The organism is Streptomyces sp. NPDC051976 (assembly GCF_040680795.1).
Taxonomy (GTDB): Bacteria; Actinomycetota; Actinomycetes; order Streptomycetales; family Streptomycetaceae; genus Actinacidiphila.
In genome coordinates this window covers 1-22847 of sequence record NZ_JBFAXL010000044.1, presented here as the reverse complement: position 1 = coordinate 22847, position 22847 = coordinate 1, and the positions used below count along the sequence as shown (strand labels likewise).

The window sequence follows — 22847 nt, the reverse complement described above, 5'->3', positions numbered from 1 at the left end:
ACGTCGAAACCCGCTGGAAACCGGACGCGTCACCGCCGCTTGACCGCCGCTCCCGCGTCACCGGTCACCCCCGTCACCGCAGCAGCAGCCAGCGCGCTCCGCCGACCAGCGAGCAGATCGCGACCGCGTAGAAGACGAAGAGCCAGAGCGCCGCCGGGGTGTGCGTCAGCCGGGCGAGCTGGTCGGCGTCGGAGGACCCCGAGCGCTCGCGGCGCCGGGTGCGCTGCAGTTCGGCCACCGGCCGGGCGCCGCCCACCAGCAGGAACCACACCACCAGATAGGCGAACGCCGCCTGCACCTGCGCCTTGGTCAGCCAGGACACCAGCAGGAAGACCGCGCCGGTGATCACCACGGTCACGGCCCCGTACGCGTTGCGGATCATCACGAGCATCACCAGCAGCAGCGCGGTCGCGCCCCACAGCAGCGCCGTGATGTGCCCGGCGGCGAGCAGCGCGGCGCCGGCGAGGCCCAGCAGCGGGGGCGCGGTGTACCCGGCGGCCGCGGTCAGCACCATGCCCAGGCCGTGCGGCTTGCCGCGGGAGACCGTCAGGCCCGAGGTGTCCGAGTGCAGCCGGATGCCCTCCAGGCGGCGCCCGGTGAGCAGCGCGAGCAGCCCGTGCCCGCCCTCGTGCGCGATGGTCACCGCGTTGCGCACTATTCGCCACACCCCGTGCGTCATGACGGCGGCCAGCGCCAGCAGCGCGGTCGCCCCGATCAGCCAGCGCGACGGGTCGGGCTGGGTCCCCGTCAGCCGGTCCCACATCTCGGTGATGCTCGCGACGTTCATTCCTCGCTGGTCCTTGCCTCTCGGGGCCACGGTCGTGGCAGTGTGGCAGCTATGTGTGGTCGATATGCGGCGAGCCGGAAACCAGAGGATCTCGCAGGACTCTTCGAAGTCCGTCAGTGGGATCCCACCGAGGCCCTCGCCCCTGACTGGAACGTGGCGCCGACGAAGGACGTCTATGCCGTACTGGACCGTCCGGTGCGGGACTCCGGTTCCACCGAGCCGGTGCGGCAGATGCGGGCGCTGCGCTGGGGTCTGGTCCCGTCCTGGGCGAAGACGCCCGAGGGCGGCGCCAGGATGATCAACGCCCGCGCCGAGACCGCGCACGAGAAGCCGAGCTTCCGCCGCGCCCTCACCACCCGCCGCTGCCTGCTGCCCGCCGACGGCTACTTCGAGTGGGTCACCGCCGAGGACGAGCGCGCACTGGAGGAGCAGGGCAAGAAGAAGCGGGCCCGCAAGCAGCCCTACTTCGTGACGCCCGCCGACGGCTCGGTGATGGCGATGGCCGGGCTCTACGAGTTCTGGCGCGACCGCACCCTGCCCGACGACCACCCGCGCGCCTGGTGGACCACCTGCTCGGTGCTCACCACCGCCGCCGAGACCACCCCGCTGGCCGGGTACGCGGGCGAGGGCCCGCGGGCGCTGGCCGACATCCACCCCCGGATGCCGCTGATGATGACGCCGGACCGCTGGGCGTCCTGGCTGGACCCCGCCACCACCGGCGAGGACGAGATACGCGCCCTGCTCACCGCCCCGGCGCCGGGCCTGATGCGGGCCTACCCGGTGGGGACGGGCGTCAGCAACGTACGCAACAACGGCCCGGAACTGCTCGACGAGCTGCCCGCGCCGGAGGAGGAGACGCTGTTCTGACAGCGGCGTGGCGGAAGCGGCGCCGGCGAGGGCAGTGGCGGGATCGGGAGCGGGAATGGCGGAGATGACGGACAAGCCGGACGTGGAGCTGGTCGGCACCCCGGCGGGCGAGGCGCGGATCACCTGGCACCGGGCGCGCGGCCGCGCCCGGGCTGTGCTGGCGGTCTCGCACGGCGCGGGCGGCGGCATCGGGGCGCGTGACCTGGTGGCGCTGGCCGGGGCGCTGCCCGCCCGCGGGGTGACGGTGGCCCTGGTGGAGCAGCCGTGGCGGGTGGCGGGCAAGAAGATCGCGCCCGCGCCGAAGACCCTGGACACCGGCTGGACGGCGCTGTGGCCCCTGCTGGCCGCGCCGGGACTACCGGTGATCGCGGGCGGCCGCAGCGCCGGGGCGCGGGTGGCCTGCCGTACCGCGGGGGAGCTGGGCGCCGCCGCCGTCCTCGCGCTGTCCTTCCCGCTGCACCCGCCGGGGAAGCCGGAGAAGTCCCGCGAGGACGAGCTGTTCCTGGCCGCCTCCGCCTGCCCGCTGCTGATCGTGCAGGGCGGCAACGACCCCTTCGGGCGGCCCGCGGAGTTCCCCGAGGGCTACGCGCCGGTGGAGGTGCCGTACGGGGACCACGGCTTCGCGGTCCCCAAGCGCGCGGAGATCACCGAGGAGGAGGCGCTCGCCGTCCTCACCGGGGCCGTCACCGACTGGCTGGCCGGGCTCGGACATGCATCCGCTCGCCCTGGCGGCCGAAAAGGCTGAGCACCTCCACGGGTATCGACCCGGCCGGCCCGAACCAGTGCGGCAGCCTGGTGTCGAACTCCGCCGCCTCGCCCGCCCGCAGCTCCAGGTCCTTGTCGGCCAGCAGCAGCCGCAGCCGCCCGGAGAGCACGTACACCCACTCGTAGCCCTCATGGGTGCGCTGTTCCTCGGGCGGCCCGGGATCGATGATCATCTTGTACGCCTGGAGTCCGCCGGGCTGCCGGGTCAGCGGCAGTACGGTCATGTGCTCCATCTTGCGCGGCACCGCCCGTACCCGCGGGTCGCCGACCTCCGGCGCGCCCACCAGCTCGTCCAGCGGGATCTGGTGCGCGCGGGCCAGCGGCAGCAGCAGCTCCAGGGAGGCGCGGCGCTGCCCCGACTCCAGCCGCGACAGGGTGCTGACCGAGATGCCGGTGGCGGCGGCGAGCGCCGCCAGGGTCACCCCGCGCTCCTGCCGCGCCGCCCGCAGCCTCGGCCCGACCTCGGCAAGCGTCCGCTCCACGTCATCCATGCTGTCGATGGTGCCACGCCTTGCCGCACCGGCAATCCACGTTGCCGTAAGCGCACGAAAACGGACTCCTGGGAATGACGGCACCGGCGGTGGTGTTGTGCGAGGCGGAAGAACGCAACAGCTACGACGAAGCAATGGTGAGAGAGGCAGCCGCATGGTTTCAGCCGCTTGCAGGCCACGCGCACAGGCCACCGCGCCGTCGGCCGCAGCCGCCCCCTATGTGAACTGGGCCGAGTGGCCCGCCAAGGACGACGGCAAGGGTGGATCCGGCACGCCGATCTCCAGCGGGATATCCTCCGAATCGAGCGTGTCCGTTTTTGGGCCCGCTAGGGTTTCGGAGGAGGTGGGTCCGGTCACCGGCACCGACGACAGCACGGCGGAGAACGCGGGTGCGTCCGGTGAGGCAGCGCAGGAGAGCAGCACGGAGCGCACCGAGCGCTTCGAGCGGGACGCGCTTGGCTTCCTCGACCAGATGTACTCGGCCGCGCTGCGTATGACACGCAATCCGGCCGACGCGGAAGACCTCGTACAGGAGACGTACGCCAAGGCGTATGCCTCCTTCCACCAGTTCCGTGAGGGCACCAACCTCAAGGCCTGGCTGTACCGCATCCTCACCAACAGCTTCATCAACTCGTACCGCAAGAAGCAGCGCGAACCGCTGCGCAGCGGATCCGAGGAGATCGAGGACTGGCAGCTCGCCCGCGCCGAGTCGCACATGTCGACCGGCCTGCGGTCCGCGGAGTCGCAGGCGCTGGACCACCTGCCCGACTCCGACGTGAAGGCGGCGCTCCAGTCGATCCCCGAGGAGTTCCGTATCGCGGTCTACCTGGCCGACGTCGAGGGCTTTGCCTACAAGGAGATCGCCGACATCATGGGAACACCCATCGGCACGGTGATGTCCCGGCTGCACCGCGGACGGCGCCAGTTGCGCGAGCTGCTGGAGGACTACGCGCGGGACCGCGGGCTCGTCCCCGCGGGCGCGGCAGACGAGAAGGGCACGGATTCATGAGTTGCGGCGACGCACATGAGACGGACTGCTCGGAGGTGCTCGACCACCTCTACGAGTACCTCGACGACGAGATGTCCGCCGATGCCTGTGCCAAGTTCAAGGAGCACTTCGAGGAGTGCCACCCGTGCCTGGAGAAGTACGGGCTGGAGCAGGCGGTGAAGAAGCTCGTCAAGCGGTGCTGCGGCTCCGATGACGTGCCGACCGACCTCCGGTCCAAGGTCATGATGCGGATCGAGCTGATCCGCTCGGGCGAGATCGTCCCCGCGCAGGACCCGACGCCCGACGTGCTGGCGACCGAGGCCGAGGTCCGTCCGTAGGACGTGTCCGTAGCGCACGGCGCACGGTGACCGGCGCGTCAGCGCCGGTGTACCGCCGGCGCACCCCACTTCACCCGTGCGGGTGAGCATCGGTGCCCCCTTTCGGCCCAATGCGCCCAATCGCCTCTTTCGCGGCGGGCGCGGCCCTATCCTCCTGACTCTCGAACGGGCCGGGAACCGACAGGTGCCGCGCCCGCCGCGCGTGTGAGGAGGGGCGCCCGTGACGGTCACATTCCGTACCCTGCCGCCGTCCGCCCGGGTCACCATCGCCGCCGTCTGCACCGCGGGAGCGCTGTGCGGAGGGCCCGCGGTACGCCTCGCGACGCCCTGGGGGACGGTCGCCGTACTCGCCGCCCTCTACGCGCTGAGCGAGCCGGGCGTGCTGCCCGGCCGCCGCGCCCCGGACGCGCCGCGCCCGTCCCGTCGGACGCCCCGCGGCCTGCTCCACGAGGTGTTACGCGGCAGGCCGTCCGGTGTGCCCGCCCGGGTGCCGCCGGACGATCCGGCCACCGGCACCGGGCCCTTCCTGCCCCTGCTGCTGGCCGCCGCGCTGCTGCTGCCGCCCGCCGCCGCCTCCCTGGTGGCGCTGCCCGGCTCGCTCGCCGGCCGCGCCGACGAGGAGCCGCGCCGGGTGCGGCGGGTGTGGCGGGCCGCGCATCTGGCCGTCGCGGTGTGGGCCGCGGCGCTGACCGCCCGGCTGCTCGGCGGCCCACGGGCCGTGGCCGCCGCCGACCTGCCGTACGCACTGCTGCCCGCCACGGCCGCCGCCGTCGCCTTCTGCCTCACCGCCACCGCGCTGACCGGCGCCGTCCTGGTCACCGCCGAGCGCCGCACCCCCGCCGCGGCCTGGGGCGGCCCGCTGCTCGGCTCGCTCGCCCCGCACCTCACCTACGGCCTGGTCGCGCTGATGACCGCCGTGCTGTGGCGCGGCCGGGGCCACTGCGGGGAGGCCGCGGCGCTGCTCGCGCCGCTGCCGATGTACGCCGCCTGCCGGTTCTTCGCCCAGTCGCGCCGGGAGCAGGCCGCGCACCGGGCGACGGTACGGGCGCTGGTGCAGGCGGTGGAGATCAAGGACCGCTACACCCGCGGCCACAGCGAGCGCGTCGGCCGCGCGTCGGCGGCCATCGCCCGCGAGCTGGGCATGGCCGAGAGCCGGGTCGACGTGCTGCGGTTCGCCGGGATCCTGCACGACATCGGCAAACTCGGTGTCCCCACCCGGGTGCTGCGCAAGGCGGGCCCGCTCACCGCGCAGGAACGCCGGGTCATCCAGCTGCACCCCGAGTACGGCCACGAGATGGTGCACGGCATCGGCTTCCTCGACGAGGCGCGGTCGGCGATCCTCCACCACCACGAGCGGCTGGACGGCCGCGGCTACCCGTACGGTCTGCGCGGCCGCCAGATCCCGGAGTCCGCGCGTCTGGTCGCCGTCGCGGACGCCTTCGACGCCATGACGTCCACCCGGTGCTACGGCCGCGCCCGCAGTGTCCCGGACGCCGTCGCCGAGCTGCACGCCTGCGCGGGCACCCACTTCGACCCCACGATGGTCGCCGCCCTCACCCGCGCTCTGACGGCCGCAGGTGAGCTGCCACCGCCGCGCCCGGCCTGCCCGTGCGGCGCGACGACGGCGGGCGAGGGCCCGCTGCTGGACCGTGCGGCGGCCCTGAGGGCGCGGGCCGCCGCCACTCCCTCCGGCGCCGCCCCCGACACCCGTCGGGCGGCGCCGTGACCGCCCGCCGGTCCGCGCCGCTCGCGGTCACCGCGGCCCACACGGCGGCCGTCGCCCTCACACTGGGCGCGGTGGGCTGGACGGTGTGGGCCGGGGTGGTCAGGCCCGGCACCGCGGCGGCGTTCGGCGCGGTCATCGCCGTCGGGGAGCTGCTGCGCATCGGCCAGGTGCCCTCCGGCGCATACGGCTCGGACCGGGAGTCCGCCCCGCTCGCCACCGCCGCGGCCCTCGCCTACGCCCTGCTGAGCCCCGGCCGCTACGACGCCCCCCAAGTGCTCGCCCTCGCCGTGACGGCGGCCCTGGTGGGCGCCCTGACCCGTGCGGGGGCGCGGGCGCTGTGGGGCGACGGAAGCGTGGGCGGCCCGGAACCCGCGATTCCCCCGCAGGGGTCCGCGCCGGGGGAGCGGCGGCCCGAGCAGGTCCCCGAACAGCGGGACGGCGGGGAGGGCGGGTCTCCGGGCGGTCCGGCGGAGGGCAGTCGCCGTGACGGCGCCAGGGAGGGTGGGTCCGGGGATGGCCCGGCGGAGGGCAGTCGCCGTGACGGCGCCAAGGAGGGTGGGTCCGGGGATGGCCCGGCGGCGGAGGGCCGCCGTGACGGCGAGGAGGGCGGGCTCAGGGGCGGTCCTTCGGCGGAGGGGCGCCGTCGGCACCGGGCGGGCGGGCGGGGACCGCTGTCGCGGCGCACGCTGCCGGTCGTGGGGTGGGGGGCGGACACGGCGGCGCGGCGGGTGCTGGCCCTCGGGTTCGCCGCCGCGTGCAGCCGCCCGCTCGGCGGCGGACGGCTGGCGACCGGCCCCGGGTACGCCGTCGGCCTGCTGCTCGTCCTCGTGCTCACCGCGCTGTGCGACGCCGCCCTGGCCGCCTGGCTGACCGCCGCCCGCGCCGGGCACCCCTTCCCGCCCGCGCTCCGCGACGAGGTGCGGAACCTCGCCGGGATCGGCTCCACGGTGTGCGCCGGGGGCGTGGTGATGGCCCTGGGCGCCGCGGAAGCGGGCCTGTGGGCGCTGCCGGTGGTGGGCGTGCCCCTGCTCCTCACCCAGATGTCGCTGCGCGGCCAGGCCGCGGTGCGGGCCACCTACCGCCAGACCATCGGCTCGCTGGCCCGCGCCACCGAGGTCGCGGGCTACACCCCCGCGGGCCACGCGCGCCGGGTGAGCGAGCTGGCCACCGCCGTCGGCCGCGAACTCGGCCTGAGCGCCCGCCATCTGATGCTGCTGGAGTACGCGGCGCTGATGCACGACATCGGCCAGCTCTCCCTCGTCGACCCGGTGCCCGGCGGCGCCACCGAACCGCTGGACGCCGAGCGGCAGCAGGCCATCGCGGCGCTCGGCGGCGATGTCGTACGCCTGACGGGCGCGCCGCCCGAGGTCGCGCTGATCGTCGAGCGGCAGGCGCACCCGTACCGCGAACAGCCACTGGCCGGCCGGATCGTCCGGGCCGTCAACGCCTACGAGGACCTCACCGGCGCCGAGGCGGCCCTGGAGCAGCGTCTCGCGGCGCTGGAGAGGCTGCGGCTGGCCACCGCCCACGACTACGATCCGCGCGTGGTGGAGGCACTCACCCGGGTGCTGGCACGCCATCCCACCTCGGCATGGTTGGATGCCCGTGGGGATGGCAAGGACGTCGGATGAGGGTGCGCGTTCACCGGGGAACGCCGCACCGCACAGGCCGGGCCCGCACACGGGCTGAGACCACGGCCAAAATGTGCAAGGTTGGTGTGTGTACGGGGGGACGTGATCGTGGTGCGGGAAGGCGACGTCCTGGCAGTGTTCGGCTGAGCGGACAGGCGGGTAACGACCTTGAGGATCTTCGGAAGAGTACGGCACCGTCCGTCGCCCACATGGCGGCAGGCGACCGACCGCGCGTTCTCACTGATCGGCGACGGCCGCTACGAGGACGCGGGGGCGCTGCTCACCCGCGCCGCCGACCTCGAACCATGGATGTCGGAGTCCTGGTACAACCTGGCGCTGCTGCACAAGTTCCGGCACGACTGGGCGCAGGCCAGGATCACCGGGCTGCGCGCGGTCGCCCTGCTGGACCGGCCGGTCGGCGCCCCGGACTGGTGGAACCTCGGCATCGCCGCCACCGCCGTGCAGGACTGGCCGCTGGCCCGCCGCGCCTGGCAGGCGTACGGCCTGCGGATGCCCGCGGGCACCGCGTCGCGCAACGGCGAGGAGTCGGTGCGGCTGCCGCTGGGCAGCGCCGCGGTGCGGCTGTCGCCCGAGGGCGAGGCGGAAGTGGTGTGGGGCCGCAGGCTGGACCCGGCGCGTATCGAGGTGCTCTCGATCCCGCTGCCGTCCTCCGGCCGCCGCTGGGGCGAGGTCGTGCTGCACGACGGCGTCCCGCACGGCGAGCGCGCCACCTCGCAGGCCGCGGGCAGCGCGGTCTACCCGGTCTTCGACGAGATCGAGCTGTGGGCGCCTTCACCGGTCCCCACCTGGCTGGTGCTCCTGGAGGCGGACTCCGCCGCCGACCGTGACGCGCTGGAGCGGCTGGCCGCCGAGGCCGGGTACGCCGCCGAGGACTGGTCGTCGTCCGTCCGGCTGCTGTGCCGCACCTGCTCGGAGAGCCGGATGCCGACCGACGACGGCACCGGCTCCGGTGCCACCCGTGACCCGCACGACCAGGGCGAGCCCGGCCACCCCGGGCACCTCAGCCACTTGAGCCACCACAGCGACGGCGGCGCGCACTGGTCACCGGAGCGCGAGTGCGGGATAGCGGCGCCCGCCGCCCTGGTGCGCGGTCTGCTCGACAGCTGGGTCGCCGACAGCCCCGACACCCGCGACTGGCGCGACCTCGAAGAGGTCACCTGAAAGGACCCCGCCCCGCCTTCCGGTAAGGCCCCGTACCCTGGGACGGTTCACTTACAGGTTTCCGGAAGGCGTACGGCGGAGATGTCCCAGCAGAACACCGAGCACGGCCATGGTCACCACCACCACGCGCACGACCACGGCCATGACCACGATCATGACCACGGACACGGTCACGCGGCGCCCTCGGAGGAGTTCTTCGACGACGTGACCGACGCCGAGGCGCGGGAGAAGGCGCACCGCGAGCGCGGCACCGCCCGCCCGATCACGGTCGTCGGCAATCCGGTGCTGCACCGCGAGTGCGAGGACGTCACCGCCTTCGACGACGAGCTGGCCGCCCTGATCGACGACATGTTCGCCAGCCAGCGCGCCGCCGAGGGCGTGGGCCTGGCCGCCAACCAGATCGGCGTCCCGCTGAAGGTCTTCGTATACGACTGCCCCGACGACGACAACGCCCGCCACGTCGGCGCCATCTGCAACCCGGTCCTCGACGAGCTGCCCGCCGACCGCCGTATCCTCGACGACTCCAACGAGGGCTGCCTGTCCGTGCCCGGCGCCTACATGGAGCTGGCCCGCCCCGACTACGCCGTCGTCCGCGGCCAGGACCCGCAGGGCAACCCCATCACCGTGCACGGCACGGGCTACTTCGCCCGCTGCCTCCAGCACGAGACCGACCACCTCTACGGCCGCCTCTACATCGACCGCCTCTCCAAGCGCGACCGCAAGGACGTCATGCGGCAGATGTCCGAGGCCACCCCGAAGTTCGAGACGGTCCCCAACGACTGAGCCCCCGCCGAACGCGGCGGTGCGCCCCGGGACATCCCGGGGCGCACCGGCGCGGTCAGCGGGCAGGGATCAGAAGTCCTCGTCCAGGGCGACCGAGCCCTCTACCGCGACCTGGTAGGCGGAGGGGCGGCGTTCGAAGAAGTTGGTGAGTTCCTGGACGCCCTGGAGCTCCATGAAGGAGAAGGGGTTCTCCGAGCCGTAGAGCGGGGGGAAGCCGAGGCGGGTGAGTCGCTGGTCGGCCACGCACTCGAGGTAGGCGCGCATGGACTCGGTGTTCATGCCGGGCAGGCCGTCGCCGCAGAGGTCGCGGCCGAACTGCAGCTCGGCGTCGACGGCCTCGCGGAGCATGTCGGTGACCTGCGTGCGCAGTGCGTCGTCGAAGAGGTCCGGCTCCTCCTTGCGTACGGTGTCGACGACGTCGAAGGCGAAGCTCATGTGCATCGTCTCGTCGCGGAAGACCCAGTTGGTGCCGGTCGCGAGCCCGTGCAGCAGCCCGCGGGAGCGGAACCAGTAGACGTACGCGAAGGCGCCGTAGAAGAACAGGCCCTCGATGCAGGCCGCGAAGCAGATCAGGTTGAGCAGGAAGCGGCGGCGGTCGGCCTTGGTCTCCAGCCGCTCGATCTTCTCCACCGAGTCCATCCAGCGGAAGCAGAACCGGGCCTTCTCCCGGATGGACGGGATCTCCTCGACGGCGTCGAACGCGGCGGCGCGGTCGGCCGGATCGGGCAGGTAGGTGTCGAGCAGCGTCAGATAGAACTGGACGTGCACGGCCTCCTCGAAGAGCTGCCGGGACAGGTAGAGCCGGGCCTCGGGCGAGTTGATGTGCTTGTAGAGGGTGAGCACCAGGTTGTTGGAGACGATCGAGTCGCCGGTCGCGAAGAAGGCGACGAGGCGGCCGATCATGTGCTGCTCGCCGGGGGTGAGCTTGGCGAGGTCGGCCACGTCGGAGTGGAGGTCGACCTCCTCCACGGTCCAGGTGTTCTTGATGGCGTCGCGGTAGCGCTCGTAGAAGTCGGGGTAGCGCATCGGGCGCAGGGTCAGCTCGAAGCCCGGGTCGAGCAGGTTCTTCTCCGCCGCGGGGGTGGTCGTGGTCATTACTGGCAGGCCTCGCAGGACTCGGGGTTCTCAAGGGAGCAGGCGATCGCGTCGGGGTCGACGGCGACCGGTACGGGGACGGGGGTGGCCGTCGCCGCCCGCGCCGCGCGGGCGATCCGCGTCGCCGGGCGCGACCGCAGGTAGTACGTGGTCTTCAGGCCCTGCTTCCAGGCGTACGCGTACATCGAGCTGAGCTTGCCGATGGTCGGCGTCTCCAGGAACAGGTTGAGCGACTGGCTCTGGTCCAGGAACGGGGTACGGGCCGCGGCCATGTCGATCAGCGCGCGCTGCGGGATCTCCCACGCGGTGCGGTACAGGTCGCGCACCTCGGCCGGGATCCAGCTGAAGCCGCTGACCGAGCCGTTGGCGTCGCGCAGCGCCTCGCGGGACTGGGCGTCCCAGACGCCGAGCCGCTTGAGGTCGGCGACCAGGTAGGAGTTGACCTGGAGGAACTCGCCCGACAGCGTCTCGCGCTTGAAGAGGTTGGAGACCTGCGGCTCGATGCACTCGTAGACACCGGCGATGGACGCGATGGTGGCGGTCGGCGCGATGGCCAGCAGCAGCGAGTTGCGCATACCGGTGGCGGCCACCCGGGCGCGCAGCGCCGCCCAGCGCTGCGGCCAGTGCGGCTGCGTGGCGAAGTGGTCCGGGTGCAGTACGCCCGCGGCGGTACGGGTCTGGTCCCAGGCCGGCAGCGGGCCGTTGCGCTCGGCGAGGTCGCAGGACGCCTCGTAGGCGGCGAGCATGATCCGCTCGGCGATCCGGGTGGAGAGCGCCTTCGCCTCGGCGGAGTCGAAGGGCAGCCGCAACTGGAAGAAGACGTCCTGCAGGCCCATCACCCCCAGACCCACCGGGCGCCAGCGGGAGTTGGAGCGGCCGGCCTGCTCGGTCGGGTAGAAGTTGATGTCCACGACGCGGTCGAGGAAGGTCACGGCGGTGCGGACGGTCGCGTCCAGCCGCTCCCAGTCCATCTCCCGGCCCTCGCCGCCGCCGGGCAGCACGAAGGCGCCGAGGTTGACCGAGCCCAGGTTGCACACGGCGGTCTCGGAGTCGTCGGTGACCTCCAGGATCTCGGTGCACAGGTTGGACGAGTGGACGGTACGGCCGGGCAGCGCGGTCTGGTTGGCCGTACGGTTCGAGGCGTCCTTGAAGGTCATCCAGCCGTTGCCGGTCTGCGCCAGGGTGCGCATCATGCGGCCGTACAGCTCGCGCGCCGGGAGGGTCCGCTGGGCCAGTCCCGCGGCCTCGGCCGCCCGGTACGCGGCGTCGAAGTCGTCGCCCCACAGGTCGACCAGCTCGGGGACGTCGGCGGGGGAGAAGAGCGACCAGTCGGCGTCGGCCTCGACGCGGCGCATGAACTCGTCGGGGATCCAGTGCGCGAGGTTGAGGTTGTGGGTACGCCGGGCGTCCTCACCGGTGTTGTCGCGCAGCTCCAGGAACTCCTCGATGTCGGAGTGCCAGGTCTCCAGGTAGACGGCGGCGGCGCCCTTGCGCCGCCCGCCCTGGTTGACCGCGGCGACCGAGGCGTCGAGCGTCTTGAGGAACGGCACGATGCCGTTGGAGTGGCCGTTGGTGCCGCGGATCAGCGAGCCGCGGGAGCGGATGCGCGAGTAGGACAGGCCGATGCCGCCCGCGTGCTTGGAGAGCCTGGCGACCTGGTGGTAGCGGTCGTAGATCGAGTCCAGCTCGTCCAGCGGGGAGTCCAGCAGGTAGCAGGAGGACATCTGCGGGTGCCGGGTACCGGAGTTGAACAGGGTGGGGGAGCTGGGCAGGTAGTCCAGCGCGCTCATCAGCCGGTAGAGCGCGGCCACCTCGTCGGCGGCCCGGACGCTGTCGTCCTCGGCCAGACCGCAGGCGACGCGCAGCATGAAGTGCTGCGGGGTCTCCACGACCTGACGGGTGATCGGGTGCCGCAGCAGATAGCGGCTGTGCAGGGTGCGCAGCCCGAAGTAGCCGAAGCGGTCGTCGGCGCCGTCGTCCAGTGCCTGGCCGACCAGCGCGTCGAGCCGCGCCTGGTGCAGGGCGACGAACTCCGCCGTACGGTCGGCGATCAGGCCCTCGCGGTGGCCGACGGCGACCGACGCGGAGAAGGACACCGCGCCCTGCCCGGCGGCCTCGTCGGCGATCGCCCGGGTCAGCAGGCGCGCGGCCAGCCGGGAGTACGCGGGGTCCTCGGAGATCAGCCCGGCGGCGGCCTCGGTGGCGAGTCCGCGCAGTTCCGCGGCGTCGGAGGCGGCGTTGCGGCCGCGCAGCGCGGCCGCGGCCACCCGGCCGGGGTCGGTGTCCGGGAGGTCGGCCGTGAGCCGGATCAGCGTGCGCAGCAGGTCGGCGCCGGGTCCGTCGTCGGGCTCGCCGGGAGGGGGAGCCGCGGCCGGGGACACGCGGGGGGAAGCGAGCCGGAGGTCGGCTGCGGCGGGGTCTGCGGGCGCGATGGTCACGGTGGTGCGGTCTCCCTCATGCGCGGCGGCGGCCACGCGCGAGGGCAGGCAGGCGGGCAGCCGGGCACACGCCCGCACACATCGGGCAGGGGCATGCCGCACCGCGTCCGCCGGCCCAATCCGCGAGGCCCGGACACAACTGCGCCCGGTGGCCGGGCGCGCGGTCGGCAGGTCCTCGGACTGTGCGGGGCGCACGCGTGGCACGCACCGCTCACCGTTGCGGGGCAGCGCCGGATTCACACCGGCTTCCCCTGCTCGACAGCGAGGTCGAGCATACATGTAGTGGTGCCCTATCCAGGCACCACCACATGTTGTGTCGCTTGCGACTTTCGGGAATAAACAGCCGTCTGTCGCAGGGCGGTTCAGGCGGCCCGGTCGTACTGCGGCCGGCGGCTCTCGGCGGCGCGGGCGGCGTCCGCGGCGCGGAGCTGCGCGGTGATCCGGGCCTCGGCGCGCAGGCCCAGCGCGGGGACGAAGGTGAGGACGAGGAGGAGGACGGAAAGGGCGGCGATGTCGAGGAGTGCGGTCATGGGTCAATCGTGCTCTCGCTGCTTACTCGCGAACAGTGGCAGCGCTGCCGCACTACCGCAACATCCTGCCAAGTGGCATCCTCGGATCCATGCTGAAGAACGTCGCCGCCGTCCTCCTCGAAGGGGTGCATCCGTTCGAACTGGGCGTGGTCTGCGAGGTGTTCGGCCTCGACCGCAGCGACGAGGGGCTGCCCTCCTACGACTTCGCGGTGGTCTCCGCCGAGGGGCCGCTCCTGCGCACCCACGCCGGGTTCGACCTGTCCGCGCCGTACGACCTCGACCGGCTGGACGAGGCCGACCTGATCGCGGTGCCCGCCGGGGACTCCTATGTCGAGCGGGACTTCCCGCCCGAGGTGCTGCGGGCGCTCAACCGCGCCGTCGAGCGCGGCGCGTGGGTGCTCAGCGTCTGCTCGGGGGTCTTCGTGCTGGCCGCCGCAGGGCTGCTCGACGACCGCCGCTGCGCGGCGCACTGGCGCCACACCGAAACGCTGGCCCGCCGCTATCCGCAGATCACCGTGGAGCCGGACGTGCTGTACGTGGACGACGCCGGGGTGATCACCTCGGCGGGCACCGCGGCCGGGATCGACGCCTGCCTGCACCTGGTCCGCAAGGAGCAGGGCAGCGCCGTGGCCAACGGCATCGCCCGCCGGATGGTGGTGCCGCCGCATCGCGAGGGCGGCCAGGCGCAGTACGTGGACCGGCCGCTGCCGCGCGCCCAGAGCGACACGGTCACCGGGGTGCTCTCCTGGATGGAGCGCCATCTGGACCGCGAGGTGACGGTGGAGGAGCTGGCGGCGCGGGCCCACATGTCGCCGCGCACCTTCGCCCGCCGCTTCCAGCAGGAGACGGGCACGACGCCGTATCGCTGGCTGCTGGGCCAGCGGGTCCTCTTGGCGAGGGAGCTGCTGGAGGGTACCGACGCCACGATCGATTCCATCGCGGTACGGGCCGGGTTCGGCGCCGCCGCGACCCTGCGCCACCACTTCCTCCGGTGGACCGGCACCACCCCCCACGCCTACCGCCGCGCCTTCCGCGGCCCGGCCGCGCTTGCGGAGGTCGTGCCCCGATAGGGGCGCGGGGAAGCGCGCTGCGCTTGCGGAGGGCCTGCTTTTCAGGGGCGCGGGGAACTGCGCGACAAGCCCCCACCGGCCGGTGGTCCGAAGACAACCGATCTGCCCCTCTGGGGCCGGTGGTGACGTGCAGGAGCGCGACGGCTGGTCGCGCAGTTCCCCGCGCCCCTACGGGGCACGTACCTACGCGCCCGCGGGCTCCGGCAGGCCCGGGGGGATTTCGGGCTCGCCCGGCTCGCCCGCGCCGACGGGGCGCCCCGCCTCCGGGGCGGCGTCGACGAGATAGTCGCCCCGCGAGGTCTCATCGGCGCCCTCGGGCGCCTTGAGGGCGCGCAGGACCAGGGTGAGGACCACCGCGGCGCCGATGTTCAGGACGAACGCGGTCAGACCGATGTACCCCTTCTCGCCGATCCACGGAATCATGTCCGAGCTGCCGCCGAAGTGCGCCTGCGTCGGGCTGTGCTGGTCGTACGCCTTCCAGGTGCCGTAGCCCATGCCCGCGGCCCAGCCGGCGAGCAGCGCCCAGCGGTGGAACCAGCGGGTGAACAGGCCGCCCACTATGGCGGGGACGGTCTGCAGGATCCAGATGCCGCCCAGCAGCTGGAAGTTGATGGCCACCGTCTTGTCCATGGTGAGGACGAAGACCAGCGCGCCGACCTTCACCAGCAGCGAGACCGCCTTGGACACCCGGGTCTGCTGCTCGGGCGTGGCGTCCGGCTTGAGCAGGTCCTTGTAGATGTTGCGGGTGAACAGGTTCGCCGCCGCGATCGACATGATCGCGGCCGGGACCAGCGCCCCGATGCCGATCGCGGCGAAGGCCACCCCGGCGAACCACGAGGGGAACATGTTCTCGAAGAGCTGCGGGATCGCGAGCTGCGCGTTGTAGCCCTTGATGCCCTTGCCGACGCCCGCGGCCAGCGCCATGAAGCCGAGCATCGCCAGCAGGCCCAGCATCAGCGAGTACAGCGGCAGGATGGTGGTGTTGCGGCGGATCACGTTGCGGCTCTTGCTGGAGAGCACCGCGGTGACCGAGTGCGGGTACAGGAACAGCGCCATCGCCGAGCCCATCGCCAGCGTGGCGTACGCCCACTGCGCCTGCGGCCCGGTCACCAGCGAACCGCGGGGTTTCCCGGTCGCCGGGTTCTTCACCGAGTACGCGGCCGACGCCTTGCTGAAGATGTCGTCGAACCCGCCGAGCTTGTACGGGATGTAGATGATCGCCACCGCGATGACGATGTAGATCAGCGCGTCCTTGACGAAGGCGATCAGCGCGGGCGCGCGCAGCCCCGAGGAGTACGTGTACGCCGCCAGCACACCGAAGGCGATCAGCAGCGGCAGGTCCTTGACGAACCAGTTCGACGAGTCGCTGCCGCCGATGCCCATCACGTCCAGCACGGCCTGGATGCCGACGAGTTGGAGCGCGATGTACGGCATCGTCGCCAGGATGCCGGTGACCGCGACCGCCACCGACAGGCTCTTGGAGCCGAACCGGCCGCGGATGAAGTCCGAGGACGTCACGTAGCCGTGCTTGTGCGAGACCGACCACAGCCGCGGCAGGAAGAGGAAGACCAGCGGGTAGGTGATGATCGTGTACGGGACGGCGAAGAAGCCCGCCGCACCCGCGCCGTAGATCGCCGCCGGGACGGCCACGAAGGTGTACGCGGTGTACAGGTCGCCGCCGAGCAGGAACCATGTCACCCAGGTGCCGAAACTCCGCCCGCCCAGGCCCCATTCGTCGAGGTGGAGGGCGTTCTCCGCGCGCCGCCAGCGGGCGGCGAGGAAGCCCATGACGGTGACGGCGACGAAGAAGAAGAGGAAGACGGCGAGTGCCACGCCGTTGACGCCGTTCTTCACCGGGAACCACCCTCCTTGCGCGCCCGCTCCTCACGCCGTACCAGCGTGTAGGCGGTGTACGTCAGCAGCGCCGCCAGCGGGACCCATGCCATCTGGTACCAGTAGAAGAACGGGATGCCGATGAATCTGGGTGTCAGCCGTGAGTAGGAGTTCACCCAGAGCAGCGCGACGAACGGCGCGAGCAGACACAGTGCGGCCAGGACACGCGAGGGCGTGACGACCGGGCCGCGTTCCTGCTCCGGTGCGGGTGTGAGGGGTGGTACTTCCGGCATGCGTGGTGCTCCCGTCCCCTAGAGCGACGTGTGTAGTGCGCAGGGAAATCTAGGGGAGGGTACCGACAGCCGTCACTACCTGTGCGTATTTTGGTCCGGACTCATTCGGTAGGGCGGCTGAGCCGGGCGACGAACTTGTAGCGGTCGCCGCGGTAGACCGAGCGGACCCACTCGACCGGTTCACCCGTGGTGTCGATCGAGTGCCGCGAGAGCATCAGCATCGGCAGGCCGACGTCTGTGCCCAGCAGTCCGGCCTCGCGCGGGGTGGCCAGCGAGGTCTCGATGGTCTCCTCGGCCTCGGCCAGCCGTACGTCGTACACCTCGGCGAGCGCGGTGTAGAGCGAGGTGTACTTGGCCAGGCTGCGGCGCAGCGCGGGGAAGCGCTTGGCGGACAGATGGGTGGTCTCGATGGCCATCGGCTCGCTGTTGGCCAGCCGCAGCCGCTCGATCCGCAGCACCCTGCCGCCGGCCTTCATGTCCAGCAGCGTCGCGAGCCGGTCGTCCGCGGTGATGTAGCCGATGTCCAGGAGCTGGGACGTGGGTTCCAGTCCCTGGGCGCGCATGTCCTCGGTGTACGAGGTCAGTTGCAGCGCCTGGGACACCTTGGGCTTGGCCACGAAGGTGCCCTTGCCCTGGATGCGCTCCAGCCGCCCTTCGACGACCAGTTCCTGCAGGGCCTGCCGGACCGTGGTGCGCGAGGTGTCGAACTCGGTGGCCAGGGTGCGCTCCGGCGGCACCGGCGTGCCGGGAGGCATCGTCTGGGTGATGTCCAGCAGGTGGCGCTTGAGTCGGTAGTACTTGGGCACACGGGCGGTCCGGCCCGCCGTACCGGCAGTGCTCTCGGCGGCACTGACCGCGTCGCTGTCCATGACGTCTACTCCCGACTGCTGACGTGCTGCCGTCACCGGCTCCTCCGATATTCGCGGCTCACATGGTGGCACGGCCTGACCTGGGTGAGGGAGCCGGTAGCGGGCGTAACTCCCGTTTCCCCCGTATCCCCCCTCAGGTGTCGGTCCGATAACAGAGCCGACAGGGCTTCTTATACACCCTTGACACCCCTAAAGGTCTAGGCCAAGCTCCCGGTACTGGTCTAAACCATTAATGACCAAGTCCCAGACCCACGAGCAGGACGCGGCTGCACACGTGTCTCGCGGCGGCCGGTATTTCGGGCGGTGGGGGGAGTTTCGGGCATCCTGAGGAGGGTGGCGTGAAGCGCAAGCTCATCGCGGCGATCGGCGTCGCGACCATGATTGCTGGCATTGCGGCCTGTGGGTCGGACAAGAAGGACGACAAGGCGGGCGACACCAGCAAGGCGTCCACCGCCAAGTCCATCACCGTATGGCTGACGGTTGACGCGCAGCACAACTGGCCGGAGCTCGTGAAGGCCGCGGACGACGCGATCATCGCCAAGCACCCGGGCCTGAAGGTCAAGCACGAGTACTACGCGTGGCCGGACAAGAACGCCAAGCTCGACGCGGTGCTCGCCACCGACCACGCGCCGGACGTCGTCGAGATGGGCAACACCGAGATGGTGCCCTACATGGCGGAGGGCGCCTTCGCCGAGCTCGACCCGTCGAAGTTCGAGAACTCCGCCGCCTGGCTGGACGGCCTCAAGGCGTCCGTCAGCTACGACGGCAAGACCTACGGCGTGCCGTACTACGCCGCCGCGCGCATCGCGACCTGGCGCAAGGACATCGCCACCGCGGCCGGCGTCAAGAACACCCCGGCGAACTACACCGAGCTGACCGCGGACCTGGACAAGATCCAGGCCAAGGAGGGCGCCAAGTTCAGCGCCTGGTACCAGCCCTCGCGTGACTGGTACGCCGCGCTGTCCTTCGTCTACGACGCCGGCGGCGCCATCGCCAAGGAGGACGGCGGCCAGTGGAAGGGCAGCCTGGAGGCGCCCGAGGCGATCAAGGGCCTCAACGCCTGGAAGGACGCCACCGCGAAGTACATGCACGGCGACCTGACCAAGGACGAGTCCGACCGCTACATCGTCTACGGCCAGGGCAAGTCCGCCATGATCTACGCCCCCGGCTGGGAGGCGCCGTCCGCCGCCGACCCGAAGTTCGACAAGACCGGCGGCAAGCTCAAGGACAACCTGGTCAACTTCGTGATGCCCGGCCCGTCCGGCAAGGCCCTCCCGGTCTTCCTCGGCGGTTCCGACCTCGCGGTGCCGTCGAAGTCCAAGGCGCAGGACCTGGCCGCCGAGTGGATCAACGACTTCACCAACACGCAGTCGCAGACGGTGCTGATGTCGAAGGGCAACCTGCCCAACAACAACACCCAGCTCGCCACGCTGAAGGCCGACCCGAAGAACACGGTCACGGCCACCGCGGCTGAGATCAGCTGGTTCGTCCCGACCGCTCCCGGCTGGGGCACCGTCGAGAAGGCGAAGACGCTGCAGGACATGCTGCAGTCCATCGCCACCGGCAAGAAGTCCGTCGAGCAGGCGGCGAAGGACGCGGACGCCGCGATCGACAAGGTCATCAACGTCAAGAACTGACCCGGCTCGCTCGTAGGAGAAGGACCGCTGAGGAGCACGTGATGAGTGCCGCCGAGACAACCACCGCAAAGGTGCCGCCGACGCGGCACTCATCACCTCCGCCTCCCTCCGGGCGGCGCCGCGCAGCGGGCAGAGGCAGACAGAGAGGACGCACACTCCTGCCATGGGCCCTGCTGGCCCCATGCATCCTGGTGCTGGCCCTGGTCCTGGGCTATCCGCTGGTGCGGCTGGTCACCCTCTCCTTCCAGGACTACAAGAAACCGCAGCTCTGGGGCTTCAAGCCCGCCGAGTGGGTCGGCTTCGACAACTACTCCGCGATCCTGCACGACAGCGAGTTCTGGTCCGTCGTCGTCCGGACGATCATCTTCGCCGGCGGCGCGGTCATCCTCACCATGGTGCTGGGCATGCTGATCGCCCTGCTCCTCCAGCGCGTGTCGCCCTGGGTCAAGACGCTGATCAACATCTCGCTGGTGGCGAGCTGGGCGATGCCCGTGGTCGTCGCCGTCACCATCTTCAAGTGGATGTTCGACAGTGACTACGGCGTCGTCAACTGGGTGCTCAGCAAGCTGCCGGGCGTGGACTACGACGGCCACAACTGGTTCGCCTCCGGGCCCGAGGGCCTGACCGTCATCATGCTGCTGGTGGTCTGGGGCGCCATCCCGTTCGTCGTGATCACCCTCAGCGCCGGTCTCACCCAGGTCCCCAAGGAGCTGGAGGAGGCCGCCAGGCTCGACGGCGCCGGCGCGTTCGGCATCTTCCGCTACGTGACCTTCCCGATCCTCAAGCCGCTGGTCGTGATGATGACGACCCTGTCGGTGATCTGGGACATGGGCGTCTTCCCGCAGGTCTGGCTGATGCGCGGCGGGCACCCCGAGCCGGAGTTCCAGCTGCTCACCACCTACTCGTACGACAAGGCCTTCGGCGTCAACGACTACGCCGGCGGTTCGGCCATCGCCCTGGTGACCGTGCTGCTGCTGATGGGCGTGGTCGCCGTCTACATGCGCCAGATGCTGCAGATCGGAGAGGTGGAGTGACCACGCTGACGACGGCGCCTCCCGCCGCACCCGCCGCCCCTGCCGCGGCCGCCACCAACGCGCCCCGCCGACGCAACTCCAAGATCGTCTACAACCTGCTGGGCCTGCTGGTCTTCGTGGTGACCGTCTTCCCGGTCTACTGGATGCTCAACACCGCGTTCAAGCCCGCGAAGTACGCGATCGACCCCAACCCGCACTTCTTCCCGTGGCCGACGTCGCTGGAGAACTTCCGCCGGGCGCTCAACATCACCGACTTCTGGGGCCCGGTCGAGCGCAGCCTGATCGTCAGCCTCAGCACCGTCGTGATCGGCGCGGTGGTCGGCCTGCTGGCCGCGCTGGCCATCTCCCGGTTCGCCTTCCGCGGTCGCAAGGTCGTGATCGTGGCGATCCTGACCGTCCAGATGGTGCCGCTGGTCGCGATGATCATCCCGGTCTTCCTGCTGCTCAACCAGATCCACCAGATCGACAAGCTCTCCGGCCTGGTGCTGACCTACCTCACCTTCATCCTGCCCTTCACGGTGTGGACGCTGCGCGGGTTCATCGTCAACATCCCCAAGGAGCTGGAAGAAGCGGCCATGGTCGACGGCTGCAGCCGCACCGGCGCCTTCATCCGGGTCGTCTTCCCGCTGCTCGCCCCCGGCCTGGTCGCCACCTCGATCTACGGGTTCATCCAGGCGTGGAACGAGTTCCTCTACGCGCTGCTGGTGATGAGCCAGGAGCACGAGACCGCCACGGTCTGGCTCGGCACCTTCACCACCCAGCACGGCACCGAGTACGCCCCGATGATGGCCGGTTCGACCATGATGGGCATACCCGTCGTGATCCTGTTCCTCCTCGTACAGCGCAAGATGGCCGCCGGACTGACCGCCGGCGCGGTGAAGGGATGACCGTCATTTCCATCGACAGCCCCGCGGACACCCTTACCCGCGACGCGCTCACTGTCCTCCAGCCGGGCTTCACCGGCACCACCGCGCCCGACTGGCTGCTGCACCAGCTCGCCGAGGGCCTCGGCGCGGTGGCGCTGTTCGCCCGCAACATAGAGTCGCCCGCCCAACTGGCCGCGCTCACCGCACAGTTGCGGGCGGTACGCCCCGACGTGCTGGTCGCCGCCGACGAGGAGGGCGGCGACGTGACCCGGCTGGAGTCGCGCGGCGGCTCGTCCTTCCCCGGCAACCTCGCGCTCGGCGCGGTCGACGACGTCAAGCTGACCCGGGCGGTGGCCGCCGAACTCGGCCGCAGGCTCGCCGAATGCGGCGTCAACCTCAACTGGGCGCCGTCCGCCGACGTCAACTCCGACCCCGGCAACCCGGTCATCGGCGTCCGGTCCTTCGGCTCGGAACCCGACCTGGTGGCCCGCAACACCGCCGCCTACATCGAGGGCCTCCAGTCCTCCGGGGTCGCCGCCTGCGTCAAGCACTTCCCCGGCCACGGCGACACCGCGACCGACTCGCACCACGCGATGCCGCGGATCGACGTCGACCTGGAGACCCTGCACGCCAGGGAACTCGTGCCCTTCAGGGCCGCGCTCGCCGCGGGCACCAAGGTCGTCATGAGCGCCCACATCCTGGTGCCCGCGCTCGACCCGGAACTGCCCGCCACCCTCAGCCCGGCCGTCCTCACCGGCCTGCTGCGGGCCCCGCGGGAGGAGGGCGGCCTCGGCTACGACGGGCTGATCATCACCGACGGGATCGAGATGCAGGCGATCGCGGCCACGTACGGCATCGAGCGCGGCACCGTCATGGCGCTGGCCGCCGGGGCCGACGCGATCTGCGTCGGCGGCGGGCTGGCCGACGAGGGAACGGTGCTCGCGCTCCGCGACGCCATCGTGGACGCGGTACGCGCGGGCGACCTCCCGGCGGCCCGGCTGGCTGACGCCGCCGCCCGGGTGCGGGAACTGGCCGCCTGGGCGGCCGAGCGCGCGGGTGCGGAGGAGGGGAACGCACCCGCCGCGCCGTCCGGCGAGTCCCGCGAGTCCCGCGACGAGGTCGGTCTGGAGGCGGCCCGCCGCGCCCTGCGGATCACCCGCCGCGACGCGTTCACCCCGCTCACCGGCGCGCCCTACGTGGCCGCGCTCACCCCGGTGGCGAACCTCGCGGTCGGCGAGGACACCCCGTGGGGCGTCGCCGCCGAACTCGCCAGGCTGCTCCCCGGCACCGTCACCGGCACCTACCGCGCCGAGGACGCCGCCGCCCTGGGCACCGCCGCCTTCGTCGCCGGGCTCGTCGAGGAGGCGGGGGACCGCAGGATCGTGGCCGTCGTCCGCGACGTCCACCGGCACCCCTGGATGGCCGATGCCCTGGCCGCCCTGGTGGCGCTCCGCCCCGGCACCGTGGTCGTCGAGATGGGCGTCCCGCAGGCCCCGCCGACCGGCGCCCTGCACATCGCCACCCACGGCGCCGCGCGGGTCTGCGGCCAGGCCGCTGCCGAAGCGATCACCACGGCGCTCTGACCCACCCAGCCCGCCGGGCCGGACCGAATCATCGGTCCGGC

The 22847-nt window shown here is 71.8% G+C and carries 21 protein-coding genes and 1 riboswitch; of the genes, 13 read left to right on the top strand and 8 right to left on the bottom strand.

The genetic code is table 11. The features are described from left to right. Nucleotides 1-73 precede the first annotated feature (73 nt). Entirely contained in the window at nt 74-787 is a 714-nt protein-coding gene (locus AB0M29_RS32640; protein ID WP_365389289.1) for a M50 family metallopeptidase, read from the bottom strand. Nucleotides 788-838: 51 nt separating this feature from the next. Here AB0M29_RS32640 and AB0M29_RS32635 point away from each other — a divergent pair, with 51 nt between their 5' ends. Then, nucleotides 839-1654: an SOS response-associated peptidase gene (locus AB0M29_RS32635; RefSeq protein ID WP_365389288.1), complete on the top strand. Its 816-nt coding sequence runs from the start codon at nt 839-841 to the stop codon at nt 1652-1654. A gap of 64 nt (nt 1655-1718) precedes the next feature. After that, nucleotides 1719-2399: an alpha/beta family hydrolase gene (locus AB0M29_RS32630; RefSeq protein ID WP_365389403.1), complete on the top strand. Its 681-nt coding sequence runs from the start codon at nt 1719-1721 to the stop codon at nt 2397-2399. Here AB0M29_RS32630 and AB0M29_RS32625 read toward each other — a convergent pair. Further along, a complete protein-coding gene (locus AB0M29_RS32625) occupies nt 2338-2910 on the bottom strand; it encodes an XRE family transcriptional regulator (RefSeq protein ID WP_365389287.1) in 573 nt (190 codons plus the stop codon). The two genes, AB0M29_RS32630 and AB0M29_RS32625, sit on opposite strands and share 62 nt — an antisense overlap. A 277-nt stretch (nt 2911-3187) precedes the next feature. Here AB0M29_RS32625 and AB0M29_RS32620 point away from each other — a divergent pair, with 277 nt between their 5' ends. The 6 genes from AB0M29_RS32620 to def all read left to right on the top strand — a co-directional run bounded on the left by AB0M29_RS32620 (nt 3188) and on the right by def (nt 9558). Continuing rightward, nucleotides 3188-3919 (top strand): sigma-70 family RNA polymerase sigma factor, encoded by a 732-nt coding sequence (locus tag AB0M29_RS32620; RefSeq protein WP_365389401.1) that lies wholly within the window; start codon nt 3188-3190, stop codon nt 3917-3919. Beyond that, nucleotides 3916-4236, top strand: coding sequence for a mycothiol system anti-sigma-R factor (gene rsrA, locus AB0M29_RS32615; protein WP_365389286.1), 321 nt, complete (start codon nt 3916-3918; stop codon nt 4234-4236). Before AB0M29_RS32620 ends, rsrA begins: the two co-directional genes overlap by 4 nt. 220 nt (nt 4237-4456) lie before the next feature. After that, the gene (locus AB0M29_RS32610) at nt 4457-5962 is read left to right on the top strand and encodes an HD-GYP domain-containing protein (protein ID WP_365389284.1); all 1506 of its coding nucleotides are present in this window, start codon (nt 4457-4459) and stop codon (nt 5960-5962) included. Beyond that, the gene (locus AB0M29_RS32605) at nt 5959-7593 is read left to right on the top strand and encodes a hypothetical protein (RefSeq protein WP_365389281.1); all 1635 of its coding nucleotides are present in this window, start codon (nt 5959-5961) and stop codon (nt 7591-7593) included. Before AB0M29_RS32610 ends, AB0M29_RS32605 begins: the two co-directional genes overlap by 4 nt. A 168-nt stretch (nt 7594-7761) precedes the next feature. Then, a complete protein-coding gene (locus AB0M29_RS32600) occupies nt 7762-8775 on the top strand; it encodes a hypothetical protein (protein WP_365389279.1) in 1014 nt (337 codons plus the stop codon). Between the two features lie 81 nt (nt 8776-8856). Further along, the gene (def, locus tag AB0M29_RS32595; protein WP_365389277.1) at nt 8857-9558 is read left to right on the top strand and encodes a peptide deformylase; all 702 of its coding nucleotides are present in this window, start codon (nt 8857-8859) and stop codon (nt 9556-9558) included. Nucleotides 9559-9627: 69 nt separating this feature from the next. On the opposite strand, the gene AB0M29_RS32590 is transcribed toward def, so the two are convergent. The 3 genes from AB0M29_RS32590 to AB0M29_RS32580 all read right to left on the bottom strand — a co-directional run bounded on the left by AB0M29_RS32590 (nt 9628) and on the right by AB0M29_RS32580 (nt 13621). Beyond that, entirely contained in the window at nt 9628-10653 is a 1026-nt protein-coding gene (locus tag AB0M29_RS32590; protein ID WP_365389275.1) for a ribonucleotide-diphosphate reductase subunit beta, read from the bottom strand. Next, nucleotides 10653-13034 carry a ribonucleoside-diphosphate reductase subunit alpha gene (locus AB0M29_RS32585; protein ID WP_365389399.1) on the bottom strand — a complete coding sequence of 794 codons (2382 nt, stop codon included), beginning with the start codon at nt 13032-13034 and terminating at the stop codon, nt 10653-10655. Before AB0M29_RS32585 ends, AB0M29_RS32590 begins: the two co-directional genes overlap by 1 nt. A gap of 205 nt (nt 13035-13239) precedes the next feature. Next, nucleotides 13240-13412, bottom strand: a riboswitch (cobalamin riboswitch). A 41-nt stretch (nt 13413-13453) separates the two neighbouring features. After that, the gene (locus AB0M29_RS32580; RefSeq protein ID WP_365389274.1) at nt 13454-13621 is read right to left on the bottom strand and encodes a hypothetical protein; all 168 of its coding nucleotides are present in this window, start codon (nt 13619-13621) and stop codon (nt 13454-13456) included. Between the two features lie 89 nt (nt 13622-13710). On the opposite strand from AB0M29_RS32580, the gene AB0M29_RS32575 reads away from it, so the two are divergent. After that, nucleotides 13711-14691 (top strand): helix-turn-helix domain-containing protein, encoded by a 981-nt coding sequence (locus tag AB0M29_RS32575; protein ID WP_365389271.1) that lies wholly within the window; start codon nt 13711-13713, stop codon nt 14689-14691. A 183-nt stretch (nt 14692-14874) separates the two neighbouring features. Here the strand turns inward: AB0M29_RS32575 and mctP are convergent, their stop codons facing one another. The 3 genes from mctP to AB0M29_RS32560 all read right to left on the bottom strand — a co-directional run bounded on the left by mctP (nt 14875) and on the right by AB0M29_RS32560 (nt 17686). After that, nucleotides 14875-16545: a monocarboxylate uptake permease MctP gene (gene mctP / locus AB0M29_RS32570; protein ID WP_365389268.1), complete on the bottom strand. Its 1671-nt coding sequence runs from the start codon at nt 16543-16545 to the stop codon at nt 14875-14877. Then, nucleotides 16542-16817: a DUF3311 domain-containing protein gene (locus AB0M29_RS32565; protein WP_365389265.1), complete on the bottom strand. Its 276-nt coding sequence runs from the start codon at nt 16815-16817 to the stop codon at nt 16542-16544. The genes mctP and AB0M29_RS32565 overlap by 4 nt, the downstream gene beginning before the upstream one ends. A gap of 101 nt (nt 16818-16918) precedes the next feature. Next, nucleotides 16919-17686, bottom strand: coding sequence for a GntR family transcriptional regulator (locus AB0M29_RS32560; RefSeq protein ID WP_365389397.1), 768 nt, complete (start codon nt 17684-17686; stop codon nt 16919-16921). A 338-nt stretch (nt 17687-18024) separates the two neighbouring features. Between AB0M29_RS32560 and AB0M29_RS32555 the strand changes: the two genes are divergently transcribed. From AB0M29_RS32555 to AB0M29_RS32540, 4 genes are read left to right on the top strand one after another with little or no spacing between them, the layout of a single operon-like run. Next, nucleotides 18025-19323, top strand: coding sequence for an extracellular solute-binding protein (locus tag AB0M29_RS32555; RefSeq protein ID WP_365389263.1), 1299 nt, complete (start codon nt 18025-18027; stop codon nt 19321-19323). Between the two features lie 41 nt (nt 19324-19364). Next, entirely contained in the window at nt 19365-20357 is a 993-nt protein-coding gene (locus AB0M29_RS32550) for a sugar ABC transporter permease (RefSeq protein WP_365389261.1), read from the top strand. A 5-nt stretch (nt 20358-20362) separates the two neighbouring features. Continuing rightward, nucleotides 20363-21244 carry a carbohydrate ABC transporter permease gene (locus AB0M29_RS32545; RefSeq protein ID WP_365389396.1) on the top strand — a complete coding sequence of 294 codons (882 nt, stop codon included), beginning with the start codon at nt 20363-20365 and terminating at the stop codon, nt 21242-21244. Further along, nucleotides 21241-22806: a glycoside hydrolase family 3 N-terminal domain-containing protein gene (locus tag AB0M29_RS32540; RefSeq protein WP_365389259.1), complete on the top strand. Its 1566-nt coding sequence runs from the start codon at nt 21241-21243 to the stop codon at nt 22804-22806. The genes AB0M29_RS32545 and AB0M29_RS32540 overlap by 4 nt, the downstream gene beginning before the upstream one ends. Nucleotides 22807-22847: the final 41 nt, after the last annotated feature.